At 40.5% G+C, this 13,788-nt stretch carries 14 protein-coding genes; 9 read left to right on the top strand and 5 right to left on the bottom strand.

The genetic code is table 11. The features are described from left to right. Positions 1-11: 11 nt before the first annotated feature. The 9 genes from FGQ86_RS03125 to FGQ86_RS03085 all read left to right on the top strand — a co-directional run bounded on the left by FGQ86_RS03125 (position 12) and on the right by FGQ86_RS03085 (position 8,281). Entirely contained in the window at positions 12-473 is a 462-nt protein-coding gene (locus tag FGQ86_RS03125) for a hypothetical protein (protein ID WP_138302960.1), read from the top strand. Between the two features lie 42 nt (positions 474-515). Then, on the top strand, positions 516-1,028 hold the full coding sequence (locus FGQ86_RS03120; RefSeq protein ID WP_138302959.1) for a hypothetical protein: 513 nt from the start codon (positions 516-518) through the stop codon (positions 1,026-1,028). 64 nt (positions 1,029-1,092) lie between these two features. Further along, positions 1,093-1,803 carry a hypothetical protein gene (locus tag FGQ86_RS03115; protein WP_138302958.1) on the top strand — a complete coding sequence of 237 codons (711 nt, stop codon included), beginning with the start codon at positions 1,093-1,095 and terminating at the stop codon, positions 1,801-1,803. A 142-nt stretch (positions 1,804-1,945) separates the two neighbouring features. Next, a complete protein-coding gene (locus tag FGQ86_RS03110) occupies positions 1,946-2,746 on the top strand; it encodes a helix-turn-helix domain-containing protein (protein WP_138302957.1) in 801 nt (266 codons plus the stop codon). Then, positions 2,743-3,348 carry an alpha/beta fold hydrolase gene (locus tag FGQ86_RS03105; RefSeq protein ID WP_138302956.1) on the top strand — a complete coding sequence of 202 codons (606 nt, stop codon included), beginning with the start codon at positions 2,743-2,745 and terminating at the stop codon, positions 3,346-3,348. The genes FGQ86_RS03110 and FGQ86_RS03105 overlap by 4 nt, the downstream gene beginning before the upstream one ends. Positions 3,349-3,478: 130 nt before the next feature. Then, positions 3,479-4,261: a Ku protein gene (locus FGQ86_RS03100; protein ID WP_138302955.1), complete on the top strand. Its 783-nt coding sequence runs from the start codon at positions 3,479-3,481 to the stop codon at positions 4,259-4,261. A 32-nt stretch (positions 4,262-4,293) separates the two neighbouring features. Next, positions 4,294-5,184, top strand: a complete 891-nt coding sequence (locus FGQ86_RS03095) for an RNA ligase family protein (protein WP_243127138.1) — start codon at positions 4,294-4,296, stop codon at positions 5,182-5,184. Between the two features lie 249 nt (positions 5,185-5,433). Then, entirely contained in the window at positions 5,434-5,811 is a 378-nt protein-coding gene (locus tag FGQ86_RS03090) for a hypothetical protein (RefSeq protein WP_138302953.1), read from the top strand. Positions 5,812-6,340: 529 nt separating this feature from the next. Beyond that, positions 6,341-8,281, top strand: coding sequence for a hypothetical protein (locus FGQ86_RS03085; protein WP_138302952.1), 1,941 nt, complete (start codon positions 6,341-6,343; stop codon positions 8,279-8,281). Positions 8,282-8,311: 30 nt separating this feature from the next. On the opposite strand, the gene FGQ86_RS03080 is transcribed toward FGQ86_RS03085, so the two are convergent. The 5 genes from FGQ86_RS03080 to FGQ86_RS03060 form a co-directional block, all read right to left on the bottom strand. Then, positions 8,312-9,229, bottom strand: a complete 918-nt coding sequence (locus FGQ86_RS03080; RefSeq protein ID WP_138302951.1) for an RNA-binding protein — start codon at positions 9,227-9,229, stop codon at positions 8,312-8,314. Between the two features lie 16 nt (positions 9,230-9,245). After that, on the bottom strand, positions 9,246-11,207 hold the full coding sequence (locus tag FGQ86_RS03075) for a VirD4-like conjugal transfer protein, CD1115 family (protein ID WP_138302950.1): 1,962 nt from the start codon (positions 11,205-11,207) through the stop codon (positions 9,246-9,248). After that, positions 11,197-12,327, bottom strand: a complete 1,131-nt coding sequence (locus FGQ86_RS03070; RefSeq protein WP_243127136.1) for a hypothetical protein — start codon at positions 12,325-12,327, stop codon at positions 11,197-11,199. Before FGQ86_RS03070 ends, FGQ86_RS03075 begins: the two co-directional genes overlap by 11 nt. A 107-nt stretch (positions 12,328-12,434) precedes the next feature. Next, entirely contained in the window at positions 12,435-13,100 is a 666-nt protein-coding gene (locus FGQ86_RS03065; RefSeq protein ID WP_138302949.1) for a DUF6100 family protein, read from the bottom strand. Then, the gene (locus FGQ86_RS03060; protein WP_138302948.1) at positions 13,097-13,633 is read right to left on the bottom strand and encodes a DUF5697 family protein; all 537 of its coding nucleotides are present in this window, start codon (positions 13,631-13,633) and stop codon (positions 13,097-13,099) included. Before FGQ86_RS03060 ends, FGQ86_RS03065 begins: the two co-directional genes overlap by 4 nt. Positions 13,634-13,788 lie beyond the last annotated feature (155 nt).

Here is a 13,788-nt window from a genome sequence, read left to right as displayed (position 1 = left end):
GGTGAAGTTCTATGTGGATTAATTATACCGCAATGGCTGGTTGGAAACTTGTCAAGGAGTTTGTCGTTAGTGGACTGGAATGGGTAGGCTTTTCAAAAATAAATTCAGGTAAATTATTGTGTATTTCATCTCAAAAATCTACTCTTACTGATTGTGATTCGGGGGAAACTCTCAGGTGCAATTGCGAATATGACGAACAAAGCCTAATCGCTTATTGCGATGAACTACCGGATGAAGAAATCAGTATAGCGGGATATTATGGAGGAAACTTACCTGGTTGTTCTATACAAGGTGATCGGGTTAAAGTGAATAAAGAAGATTCCAAAACAACAGTTATATTTTCTTCGGCTCTAGGTAAAGAACGTGTTATTTTTTATGACTATGGATTTTATACTTGTGGCTTTAGTCATGATGGTAAATATTTTGTATTTGCTCAAGATGCAGGAGTCACTCTGCTAAAGAAAAAGTTTTGAGTGTTTTGACAATTTAGAAATCGTAGGGGAGGATAAACATCAATGGATAAATGGATAGAATTATTGTTTAACGGTGGTGGAATTGCCACAGGAGTAATTGCAGGTATTGTTGCTGCATTTGTTCAATTTTTGATTTCCCATTTGGAGCATATTTTTATAATTAAAACTAAAAAAGCGGAGCAGACTTATGGGTTTATCAAATGGCAGAGGGATGAAATTGGAAAATTGATAAAAGAAGTTAGTGAGATAAGAATCCCTGCGATTACAGAAACAAATGAAGATATCATTGAAAATGCTTATCATCTAATAATTGCAGATTTCGAAAGGGCAAAGCCGTTATTGTATAAAAAAAATGATCCTGTCACAATCAAAGGTTTTTTTAACACCCTTAATAACCGTTATAATCAAATGCAAGATATTAAATTGGGACTTGAAAAAGAATTAAAGCTTGAGGATTCAAAGAGGGTTCTTATAGGTGAGATCAAAGAATGCAAAAAAAGGCTCTTAAACGTGTTACAGGACAAAGAAAAAGAGCTTATGTCAAAAATGATATAGTATAGAGAAATTTCCATTTAGCCGGGAGTTAAATAAAGCGACAAATCTTTATTTGGGAGGAAAAATGACAGGACAGCATAACAAAATAATAAATGCAGCAGCCAGGAAAATACTTGCCCCCGAAGGACTTTTTAGAGTGGGATCTTCCAGAATATGGATTGATGATAATGGGTATTTTGTGGTACCGGTAGAATTTCGATCTGAGGCATACGAAAAGGGTTCTGCTTTGAATGTTGGTATCAGTTTTTTATGGGAAACAAGTCAAGGCGTAAATGAAACATTAGCATATATGTTTGGCAGCTCTGTAGATGAAGTGGGCTATGTATCATATACAGGTGATGATGATATCTTTGCGGAGAAAATGGAACATTTTGCAGAGGTTGCTCTGGAGAAAGTAAGGGAGTACCGTCTGTTTCGTGATATGGATTATGCGAAAGAACAAATGGAAAGTCAGCTTAATAACATACCGAAAGTAAGAAAAGGTTTTTGGGAAGTATATAACTTGGCGATGATCTGCTTTCTAAAAAGAGATTTTGAAGAAGGAAAAGAATACTTTTATCGTTTCCTTCAGATACTCAAGGACTCCTTTTATGCAGGAGAACTGTATATCGAATGGCGTGAAGAATTATATAATCATTGTATTAAACAGCTTTGTCCTGCACTGGAATACGAAGAAACAGCATATAAAATGGTATGCGATATGATTGAACGCAGGCGAAATTTCTTTTCCAGTAAACCTTCATATAAGAAATTAAAGAAAGAGTTTACCTTGTGAGATAACATTAAAAAACATTGTCTAATTGAAAATATAAATTGTCTCTGCAACGATGCATTGCGCTGATTCCTGCGAGAGTTGGTAGATAAACTGCGATGTGTTTGCTATGATTTTTCATAATCTAATAGCAGGAGGAAACACTATGACGCTTGGCGAGAAAATACAAAAACTAAGAAAAGAAAAAGGACTTTCACAAGAAGCACTTGCGGAAAAAGTTACTGTAACAAGGCAAACCATTTCTAAATGGGAATTAGGGCAATCAACACCAGACTTAGATTTTATTGCTCAACTCAGTGATATTTTTAATGTGTCATCTGATTACCTTATTAAAGATGAATTGACAGAGCCTGATGAGTTACCTTATAAAAAGAGGACATACCGTCTATCCAACAAAGCAAAACACATACTTTTAATGGCAGAATCAATTGCGGCGCTGATTGCCGCTTGTGTATGCCTGATCTGCGACTATTTTACTGCTGATAAGCTGTCGTGGTCAATGATTGCTATTGTATCAATTATAGCAGTGTGGTCTGTGACAATTCCATTGTTGACAGCAAAATCAAAAAAAATTCTGAAAACATTATTAATGGTTAGTTTTATACCGATTCCATTTCTAGCAGTCCTTGCATTTCTTTTAGACGAGTTGATTGTTTTTACACTGGGAGCTTGTATCTCACTCATCTCGATTGCTGCTGTTTGGATAATATATAGAATTTTCAGCGTGTATCGTAAACAATTATGGAAGGCTTTTGGCTTTTCTCTGCTGGTCATGATACCAGTTCCGATTGCTATTACATTTATCACTGCCTGTTTCATACCAGAAGCACAATTTGATTTTACTTCTTGCATATTTAACAGTGGAATTACTCTTGCACTGTCACTTATTTGTTTCGGGTTAGATTATTCGTTTCGTAAGAGTAAGGAGGCGCTGTATAAAGAATGAAAACCGTTTTTTTGCATGGTTTAGGTCAAACAACACATGACTGGAAGGACATAATTGATAAAACTTCTTTGTCAGATACGGACTGCCCAGATCTTTTTTCGCTTCAAGAAGGAAGTATTTCTTATTCCGGGATATTAACAGAACTTGAAAAACGATATGCAAATATGACAGAACCTTTTCGGATATGTGGTCTTTCTTTAGGAGCACTTCTTTCTCTTGATTATACAATCCGTCATGGTGACAAAGTAGATTCACTGATTTTAATGGGTGTACAGTATAGAGTTCCAACGCTGCTTATTGACTTCCAGAATCTTATCTTTCGATGTATGCCGAAGAAAACATTTGAAAATATGGGAATGTCAAAGCAAGATACAATCAGACTATGCCATTCTATGCGTTCACTAGATTTTAGCCCTAGATTGGATAAAATTGTTTGTCCAGTGACAATTATTTGTGGGGAGAAGGACGGTGCTAATATAAAAGCAGCCAAACAGTTAAAAAATCTCTTGCCGCAAGCAGAATTGCATATCATTCCCGGTGCAGGACACGAAATTAATAAGTGTAAACCAGAAGCCGTCGCCGCCATAATTAAATCTCTATAAGCTGAAATAAATTTTTCATAGAAAATTATTTTGAACAGTATCCTTCTTTCAATAGAATAGGATGCTGTTCTATTATGCCTGCATATTTTCCCTACTCTTACAGATACTATCACCAAAACGAGGTGATGATATGGCGGTTGCACATAAGGGCAGCATTTCTATGGGGCTGGTGTTAATCCCGGTGGGGTTATATAAAACGACTGTGGATAATGATATCCATTTTAATCAGCTTTGCAAGGACAGCAAGGAGCGGATACAGTACAAGAAATACTGCAGGCACTGTAATAAAGAAGTGACCAGCGACGATATTATCAAGGGCTATGAGTACGAAAAGGGAAAATATGTAGTCATGACCAATGAGGAGCTGGAGAAGATCAAGACGAAAAAGGATAAGACCATCCACATCATTCAATTTGTCCGGATGTCAGAGATCAATATGATCTATTACGAGAAAGATTATTATGCAGTGCCGGAGGCTGGAGCGGAAAAAGCATACGAACTTCTGCGGCAGGCGCTTCTTTCACAGCGGAAGGTGGCTATAGCCAAAACCGTAATAGGAACTAATGAAAAGCTGCTGGTTCTGTATCCGACAAAAGACGGGATTATCGTAAAAACACTTTTCTATCAGGATGAGATTGTAGCTGTACCGAAGAACGTGCCGAAAATGAAGCTGGATGAAAATGAATTGAATATGGCGAAAATGCTGATTGAGAACATGACAAAACCTTTTGAACCGGCGGCATTTCAGGATGAGTACCAGGCAAGACTGCGGGCGGCGATTCATAAGAAGATACAGGGGCAGGAAATTGTTGCAGTAGATACGAACGGACCGTCTAATGTGATTGACTTGATGGAAGCGCTGCAGAAAAGCCTGGAGCTTTCCGGCGGACAGCACCAGATTGGAACCGCCTGATGGATCTGTTTGATACCAGAAGTGCCAGTCCTATGCTGATTGCCCGGCAGGAAGAGGCATTTGACCATCCGGACTGGATCTACGAACTGAAAATGGACGGATTTCGCTGTCTGGCTTACTTGGACAAGAAGGAAGTGGACTTCCGGAACAAACGGAATATGGAGATGACTTTCCGGTTCCCAGAGCTGTCTGAGATATACCGGAATGTATCTGGGAAATGTATCTTGGACGGGGAGATCATGGTGATGAAAAATGGAGTTCCGGATTTTTATGCGTTACAGAAAAGAACCTTATTAACAGACCGCTTCAAAATTGAGCTGGAAGCTGCCCGTTTTCCAGCGTCATTTGTGGCATTTGACTGTATCTATGCTGATGGCAGGGAGCTGGTGTGGGAGACGCTGATGCAGCGGAAGGTCATTTTACAGAGGATGGTAACAGAGAATAACCGGATTGCAGTTTCACGCTATATTGAAGGAAATGGGATTGCGTTGTATCAGGCTGCAGAACAAAGAGAACTGGAAGGCATTGTTGCCAAGAGAAAAGACAGCGCATATCTGATGGGAAAACGGAGTCGGGATTGGATCAAATGTAAACGGATGGCTGATGAGGAATTCGTTGTCACAGGCTACATCCCGAAAGGAAGGCATATTTTTAGCCTTATTTTAGCTAAATACAGGCAAGGCACACTTGTCTATAAAGGGCATGTGACTTCTGGTGTGACAAAAGAAGTTATTTCGTCGCTGATGGCAAACGCAACAAACCCCTTTCATCTTTTGCCCAGTGGGAATGATGGAGCGATATGGGTAAAACCGGATCATGTATGTGTGGTGGAGTATATGCCCAATGCAAGACAGTCTTTGCGTCAGCCAGTGTTTAAAGGGTTCCGGGATGATGTATCTCCGGAAGAGGTTTGTACAATATAATAACAAGAAAATAGCACTCAACTATTGACAGTGCTGATAACATGTGCTATATTATCAATACCAAGAGCGCTGTTGTTAATATATAGCAGCCAAATATGTATTGAACCTTTACAACTGCATAGAGTTCGTAAAGAAATGTGAATTTCTTTCATAGCGTATTCTAGGCATCCAGGTAGGGTGCCTTTTTTGAACAGAAAAAAGGTGCGATGCAGGTATTTGGCAAAAGAATTTTTAGGGAGGTAACTGCATATGGATAACGCAGTTATTAGAGCCCAAGGATATGCTGTGAGCTTAGAACATGAAATAAGGCGGGTCTTCCAATGTGATAGATCCGGCTTTGCAGGAATAGCAGATAGTGATTTTATCAGAAAAAATCCGCTTGCAGCAGTTTTAGCAACCTGTGGGTTCTTATATGCAAAAGCAGATGACGTAGGAAGAAAACAGATTGAAAATTTTATAGTAGATACTAGATTTTACTGGGAAATGTCATTGGATGAACTTTTATCCTTTGAAACAAATATCAAAGATACTGAAAGAGGAACAATAGAGCTCGACTATGAGAATGGTGAAAAGGCTCTGGAAGATATTATGGATAAATTCAGCGAAATATGTGACCGAATTCAATGAACTAGAAAGTTAAGTTATCTTGACGAAAGATATTGAGGACTTGAAATATTCAAGTCCTCAGTGTATAATCTGGGTAGAAAGGTAATCAGATGCAAGATCTGATGCCCTCAGTTATATCTATCAAAAAAGCGATAGCATCTCGAACTTTAGGCGGTTATGGGATGCTATTTCTTTTTGTCGTTATGATGATCTATGTAAGTTAAAGCCGCAAAGATTACAAGCACTAATGTCATTACTTCCATAGCGTTCATTGGCATCACCCTCCTTTGTATCTTAGAGGGCTGACAGAAATCGCATCCGTTTCTCTCCCAGATTATACCAGACAAATATACCATGGCCGGCTTCTATTAGCAATAAGATCGGGGTCTAAGGCGATACCTTATTCTGCCACCTTATTCATAGGGAAATATTGAAATTCTGAGCTTTCTAAGCGGATGCCAGCTACATTTTGCAAAGGTAAAACAAGGTGGCACAGTGAAATGTTGAGTGCTATAATTTTTATAAAAACGGTGTAGATAAAGAGGTTAAAATGACAAGAATAAAATATGGCTATTTGCATTGGACTGATACTGATATATTTATACAGAAGATAGAAAATATTAGTCAAGCGGTTTCACAAGAAAATGTAAACGATTTTTCTATTAATGATGTCCTTGAAATATATAATATACTTCGTTGGATGCAATCTGATAAAATGATATATCAGAAACAAGAAGAATTAAATCAGCTTTCGTTACAATATGAAAAAATATTAGAAAAGTACCTTGGCAGATATATGAATCATATCATTGATGAGAATTTTCAAAACCTATATGATGAAATAGAGTGGGAATATAAAGAAGATTTTTGGACACTATTTGAAAGGTATAAAATATATAAAAAAGTAAGCAGTGGCACATTTAAAAAAGTTATATATAAGTCTAGAGTGCTGATAACGCAGATATTGGAGCATTCCCAGATAGTAAAATTTTATACTGAAGTTTTAAGAGAATGGTTTTTAAACACCCCCGACGCAGCGAAAATACTATTAGATAAATATGAAATTCATCCTTTAAATACGAAACACTCTATCTGCTTACCAGAGCTCTCAGAGGATGATATTAATGAGATATTTATGAATTATATTAATTCACCTTTAGCTCATATCAATTATTTGGAAATTATATATGGTGTACGCAGTAATGCTCAACTGCCAATTAGTGATAAGGTGAAATTGAATGCTGCAAGAAAACGAAAAGAAATTATTACTGACATGGAGAGAGAAAACAAGGGAGTAAAAATAGATCATGAGATTTGTGTATCTTTTCGCGACTGTACAATCCCATTAGAGGAGGAACAGGAGAGACAATGCCAGTATTATATATATGATCGCAAGTGGATTGCCAATAATAAAGATTATCCCACATTACTAAATAATTTTATTTATTTGTTTGGGTTTGCCGATCGTGAGATGCGGATACCGCTCGTAAGTAAGAAATCTGAGATACCAATCTTAATGGAAAAAATAATTATTAGATCTCAAAATGATTATTTAGCTGGAAGTATATTTTATATGAAAATGGCATTGGCGTTACTTCAGGTAAAAGGGTATTATCAGGAGTTGGCAAGGCAAGGTGTATTATTAGAAGATGTCATACAGTGGTTCTTTAACGAGTATCTTAGAGATGAATTTGGTATCTCTGGATTTACGATTAAATTGCCATCGGCAAGTAGTTCATATTTAGAAAAATGTAGGCATATGTTACCAGAAATGGAGTCCGTGTTAAAGCAATTTAAATTATATGTTGAAGATGGTGAGATAGATCATGAATTATTGCAAATGACATCAGGTACAGTGGGGGTATCACAAATCCCCAGTCTACTTAAAAATAAATATATTTATGGTACAGGTTCAGAATTTGAACATATACAATATTTGCTTTTTTCAGATCAATGTTTGTTACACTGGGTTTCCCGGATAAATAAAAACTATAAAAGTTTTTCCGAGTTAATAACACATGAAAATGTTAAAAAGGAAGATTTTAGCGAGGCGTCTTTAGATGATTTGGAATGGCTCGCGAAAAATGGTTGGATTCTGTATGACAAAGATGGATATGTGAAAATAAAAGATTGGTATCTGTTTTCTATTATGTTGGATTTGCATAAAAATGAAGTGATAAATTCCTATTATTATTCCCCAAAGTTTAGGAGATTATTTGACTTACTTTATGATAAAAGAATAATTAAGATGGAAAGCACACTTTTTTCACTTCCAGAGCAGAATTGGATAGACTATTTACTCAATAAATCAAAATATAATAATGGGCTTGATATCCGAAATAAATATATGCATGGTACACAATCAGACAGTAATGATGAAGGAGTACATTATCAATACTATTTTTACATATTGCTATTACTCATCGAGTATATGATAAAAATAAATGATGAGTTTTGCACATTTTTTGATAATAATAATGAATTAAAATAGGAAAGGGGGGCAAAGTTGCCCCCTAGATTGTTATAGATTTTGCCGGATAATCCTTGTAATAATCCCAAGTGCCACATTACGCTCAGAGTCTATGTGAGTAACAACAAAAGAAACATCATCCTTTTTTCCTACAGTCCGGCTGTCATAGCAGGTATGGGCAATGGCATTGACACCGATCTGAAGCCTGACGAATACTGTTCCGTTATGGATATCTTCAACCGTGCCGGCATATTTTCCCTGTACCTTACAAAGTGCCAGATTTGCCTTGCTGGTATCCCCTTCTACACTTTTTACATCTGCCCGGACGGAAATGTGCTCCGGATCTTCTGCTTTTACTTCCTGAATCCGGATAAGGATATGATCCCCGACGTGAAAACGCTCTCTGGCATCACCCAGCCAGTCAAATGATAGATCCTTTGCGGGAATGGATGTCTCCACACCGAATATCTCCGCGCGAACGACCTTTTCCGCAACAGAGATCACCCGGGCCTGCACCACCCGATCCGGATAGACTTTCGGAGTTCCGGATGAATCCTGATCAAAATAGAAGATCTGCCGTTTCTTGAGCATGGCATCTTTCCGGCTTGCGACAATGCTTCGTTCTTTACTGTCCAGACCCTTGATGATGAAGTCAATCTCGCAGCCGAGCATTGTGTTTACGATCTTATTCTGCCGCAGAGACAGCTCCCCATAATTGTGCGTCTCATCTTCAATCAGATTGATCATCATTTCTGTTATGGGGATGACAACACGGAAGTTTTTGTAGTAAACGATCGTGATTGTAGCTCCGCCCTCCAGCTTTTCAATTCCGCCAAGCATCCCGGTCAGTATCCGGCGGGTGCGGTAAGCGTTGGTTATCTCGTGCCATATCAGATCTTCCTTAGATTTTTGTGTTTCAACTGCAGCGTCATTTTCCAGAGTTAAAATATTGTTCATTTCATTTGGCATAGTTTGTATCCTTTCTTTAAGACATAATTGAATTTTTATCTATGGGTGTCAGAAAATCATCCTCTTCAGAAAGCAGGTCATCAAACTCTGTTTCTTGAGAAAAATAGGGTTCCGGCTCCTGCACATTCATATCTTCTGAAGGTACAGGAGGGAAATCCGGGCGCTTCTTTTTCCGGCCGGGGCGCTTAGGCTTTGGTACAGCCGGAGCATAGTCGGATTCTTCCGTCTGCAGCTCCCGCCATTTGGGAATATGACTGGCGGCTTTCCGTTTCACTAGCTTCTTTGATTCGGGATGCCTTGTATAATCATATTTCTTCGCTTTCAGCACTTTCTGCCCTCGCAGGATAATGAGTTCTTCATCCAGAGACAGCCTCAGCACTTCATCCGGAGTCAGTACAGCTCTCTTGCCGATAGACTCCGTGCGGCGATATTCCGGAGTATAATCAGAAACACGCCAGCTATTGAGCTGTTTGGCCTCCGAAGAAACATTGACGGAGGCAATGCCCGTGCGCTCGGATATAAAAGTGGCAGTAATTGGATCTGTACAGCCTAAAAAGACTGTGGAATCGCAATTTCCTAAAATTTCCTGCCATGCATTATACGGATAGCGGTTTTGCATCTGGGGCAGATTTTGGAAGATGCAGCTAATGCTGATACGGCGGCTGCGGATCACAGAGATCTTCGTCTGAAGATCCAGGATTGTTCCGGAAGCCGCGCCCAGTTCATCTGCAAGGATATGGACCGGCACAGGGAGCTGCCCATTTTCACCGTGGATATCCGCAAAGCGTACTAATTTGATGAAAATAAAGGATAAAAAAAGTGAGGACAGGAAATCAAAACTATGATCCTGATCGCTCACAATACAAAAATAAGCGCATTTTTTCTGGCCGGGCAGCGTAAGGTCAATCTCATCATATGAGGTGATCTGCCGGATAATTTTGTTCTGGAAGATCTGGAGTCGTGATCCAAGACCGATGATTACGCCGCTTCGCACGGTTTCGGATGCCTGCTTATAAATACAGTATGGCACCTTTGCCGGATGACTGACCGGAAGGAGGTCAAAAAGAGCATTCAGCTCCTTTTCGGAACTCATGGTCAGAAGTTTGTATACCTGCCCGATATTTTTTGCTTCAGGCGGGTAGCCCTGCTCCACATAAAGGATCAGCGCCTTTAAAAGATTGAGCTCCGCGTTATCCCAGAATCGATCCCCTTTGCCGGTTCCGGTATTTTGGATGACCACATCCGCAAATATCTGGGCCATTGTTTCAGAACCATCAATTTCCATGAGACAGTTCCAACTGTCGGAGTTTTCAGGGCTTACCAGGTTAAAGACTTTTACGATATATCCCTTATTTTCCAGATAGACTGCAAGATCCTCATAAAGTTCTGATTTTGGATCGGTGCATATCAGGCTTTCTCCGCGGGCAACGCATTGAAAGGCTGCATTTCGTACATAGGCGCGGGATTTCATTGATCCGGATGCGCCGTATACCGCAACATTGCGGTTCATTCTGGTTTCTTCCGGAAGACAGACTGCTTTGTTCCCGAGCCTGCCGAGAATCTGTCCTTTCGTATGCTTTACATTGTCAACAAGTTCCAGAACCTGGTGCATCTCCTGCGGTGTCATAAAGCCGGAGGTGCCATAGGTCCCCTTATTGGAATAGCTTAGATTCCGTTCTCGGTCTGATACGCCTCCGTTTCTGTCAAGGCCCATCCGCATAAGCAGGAAAGCCAGCAGAGCAAAGGCTGCCAGACAAATAAAAATCCCATACAGATTGTACGGGAAGTCAGTTAAGGCTGCGAAACATTCTGTCGGAGCGATGGAGGGAAGAAGGGGATTTGTGCCATCCCCTGCAAAATGCCCTTCCCGTTCCCAGAGCTGATAGTTGCGTATAAACTGAGCGACATATCCTCCGGCATAAAGAGTGCAGCCGATAATTGGCAGAAGAAAAATTGATTTCCACCATTTATGGTCCATGTAAAAAACCCCTTTTAAACTTCAGAAGGTCAATACTGGAATACTGCAGGTCTTCCCCCAGGAAAGCCTTCAGCACAGGAAGCTGAAAGTCGAAAGCGATGAGAACACCGCGGCGGCCAAACAGCTTTAAGGCAGTATTGAATTTGTTGATGCGCAGCATGTCAAAATCATACGCAAACAGCACAACATCTTTCTCAGAAGTAAGGGCATCATGCTCAATGGCAAGCTGTCGATCCGGCGGCAGCAAGTCTGATCTGAGCAGTTGATTTAATTTTTTCTGGAGCGGAGGACTGCACAATACTTTTAACAGCAGATCTCCCTCTGGTGTGTTTGGAACATAGTGAAAGTGCTCATAGGAAGTGTCCAATGAGAAGAATGCTTTCTTGTGGCCGCCCGTGCTGGTCAACAGTCGGTACGCCATGTCCATATCCCGGCCCAGCATAATCGCGCGGACCTTTGGAATGCCGGGATAGGGATTCCCGGATAAATACTGTTGCAAAAATGCGTTGACGCGAATTTCCGTCCGATATTCCCATTTCATCAGGGCGTTTCCGGTATTATAGATTGCAAAGACGCATTCTGACGTGAGCACGATTCCCATGCACCGTGAATTACGGATCTTTGTTGTATCATCTCCCAGTCGTTTGATTTCCCTTGCGGAATAAAACAATGGATAGCTTCGCGCATTCCAGATACCAGCTTTATAGCCGGGGAGGAACAGATCTGGCTTCTCATCAGGAAAAACAGGGATTCCCGCATGAAACAATGTAAGATATCCTTCTGCCCTGAGATGGAGCCGGAGACGCCGACTCTTTTCTGACCGGATCTGATTTGTGTCTGCATTACCGGTGAGATACAGGGCGAAGCGCTTTGGAGCTTCCTGTAAGAGATACTCCTTGGAGCGCTTAGTGAGACGGTATCCTCTTAGTTTATCCCGGTAGTGAACCCGCAGCAGTTTTTCCGATTTAAGCTGAGTAATTACTTTTTCAGCATAGGATGAACTGGGAATCAGCCGATATAACTGATCTGCAGGAAACTCTCCGCAAAGTGCCGTCAGCTCCAGAAGATGATAACGTGTTGAGTCTTTTAGAATAAGCATCACTCCTAAAAAAATACCCATCAGACTCCCGACTTGGGTAAATCCGGCGGGCCAATATCAGGCAGCGAAGCAGAAAATTCAGCGGTTATCTGGCGTAATTACCTATGTCGGTAAAAAATCGGCTGAAATCAGGAAAATTCCGACAGGTCAGATATCTGCTCATTCATACTTCGAAGCCATGCGGGAAATACGGATTTCTCCATAATGTTGACAGAAGTATAGTCCTCATTCCCTAATTCCGTTGTATGGTAGGAGTCGCAGTAAAGCCCGCTATCATCCTTTAGAACAAACGGTGAAATAGTATCCAGGATCTGTTTAAATTCCATATTGTCGTAGTCACGGATACGTCTAAGGGGCAGTTTGCGGTCATATACCTGGATAAAGCAAACGACACAGTTTACAAAAACGGGAACCGGATTCTCAGCCAGGTAAGACTTGAGGCTATAATACAAAGGATCGTTGATGTAACCTATGTTTGTGCGCACTTTCCGCTTGGGAAGCAGCCCGGGCAGACGAATTCTCAGGATACTACCGTCCGTATCAAACTGGATTCCCTGGACTTTGGCAGCACGATCCATATATTCCGGCTTCGGAAGGATATCTGTGGCAAAAATAATATTCCGTAGCTGACATGCCAGCCGTTCTGCCCGCAGTGCAGCGTCAGTACTGAGTTCTTCATAATTGGCCGGATATTTTCGGATGTCGGTCATTTTCATTGCGAAAACTGTATTTTTGAGCTTATCCATTCCATTCTCAATCGTCTCTATCCGCTGTAGAAGTTCTGTAGAGTCTATGAGTGATCTCCTCCTTTCTGGTAGTAGCTGACCGTTCCATCTGATGCCACCGTACAGAAAGCAAGTACATGGGGAATATGAAGTTCCCGAGCCTGATCCGGAGTCGAAACAATAATCAGCCGGTTCGCATCGGTCTTCTGTTTGGCGAGAATACGGTTTAAAAGGAATTCTTTCCCTTCTGGAACATAAATGATCTCATATTCCTCTGCATTGGAGAAAAAATTAATCGTAACGGGAAATTCTCCGCTGGTGTGATACACGACTGCCTTCTCAAAGTCCAGCATAACCCAATATGCTGCAATAATCCCAGCATTGGCTTCGTCAGCAGCTTCCGGACGATCTAAAAGCAGATTCTTGTCAGGATCGTAGTAAATGCGCCCCTGTTTCAAAAGATTTTGAATCAGGTGACTTATTGTATCCGGCTTTTTTCGGAAACTGCGGATAACCTGTTCATAGGTCAATGCATGGTATGTGGTGATAATGTGCAGGAGGGAAGCACCTTCCTGGCTGTATATTTCTTCTCTCGTCTTCATTTCTGAATCTCCTTGTTATTCTGTCTGTACGTGCAGATAAACGTAATCAGTACGTGATACTCTGCACGTATTATTCACGTACAAGTCTACGTGTAAGATTGGCAGTTTTCGGGATAGTCAGTGGTTTACAGGTACAAAAAAAGCACCTTCTGAGG

The organism is Clostridium sp. BSD2780061688st1 H5, from assembly GCF_005845155.1.
GTDB lineage: Bacteria > Bacillota > Clostridia > Lachnospirales > Lachnospiraceae > Claveliimonas > Claveliimonas intestinigallinarum.
Note: the sequence above shows the minus strand (reverse complement) of the source record. Positions and strands in the feature narration are given on the sequence as shown.

Bases quoted from the DNA above. Each gene is read 5' to 3' on its own strand.
- FGQ86_RS03120 (WP_138302959.1), top strand. From the start codon at position 516: ATGGATAAATGGATAGAATTATTGTTTAACGGTGGTGGAATTGCCACA.
- FGQ86_RS03075 (WP_138302950.1), bottom strand. From the start codon at position 11,207: ATGGACCATAAATGGTGGAAATCAATTTTTCTTCTGCCAATTATCGGC.
- FGQ86_RS03110 (WP_138302957.1), top strand. From the start codon at position 1,946: ATGACGCTTGGCGAGAAAATACAAAAACTAAGAAAAGAAAAAGGACTT.
- FGQ86_RS03115 (WP_138302958.1), top strand. From the start codon at position 1,093: ATGACAGGACAGCATAACAAAATAATAAATGCAGCAGCCAGGAAAATA.
- FGQ86_RS03080 (WP_138302951.1), bottom strand. From the start codon at position 9,229: ATGCCAAATGAAATGAACAATATTTTAACTCTGGAAAATGACGCTGCA.
- FGQ86_RS03095 (WP_243127138.1), top strand. From the start codon at position 4,294: ATGCTGATTGCCCGGCAGGAAGAGGCATTTGACCATCCGGACTGGATC.
- FGQ86_RS03070 (WP_243127136.1), bottom strand. From the start codon at position 12,327: ATGGGTATTTTTTTAGGAGTGATGCTTATTCTAAAAGACTCAACACGT.
- FGQ86_RS03125 (WP_138302960.1), top strand. From the start codon at position 12: ATGTGGATTAATTATACCGCAATGGCTGGTTGGAAACTTGTCAAGGAG.
- FGQ86_RS03085 (WP_138302952.1), top strand. From the start codon at position 6,341: ATGACAAGAATAAAATATGGCTATTTGCATTGGACTGATACTGATATA.
- FGQ86_RS03060 (WP_138302948.1), bottom strand. From the start codon at position 13,633: ATGAAGACGAGAGAAGAAATATACAGCCAGGAAGGTGCTTCCCTCCTG.
- FGQ86_RS03105 (WP_138302956.1), top strand. From the start codon at position 2,743: ATGAAAACCGTTTTTTTGCATGGTTTAGGTCAAACAACACATGACTGG.
- FGQ86_RS03100 (WP_138302955.1), top strand. From the start codon at position 3,479: ATGGCGGTTGCACATAAGGGCAGCATTTCTATGGGGCTGGTGTTAATC.
- FGQ86_RS03090 (WP_138302953.1), top strand. From the start codon at position 5,434: ATGGATAACGCAGTTATTAGAGCCCAAGGATATGCTGTGAGCTTAGAA.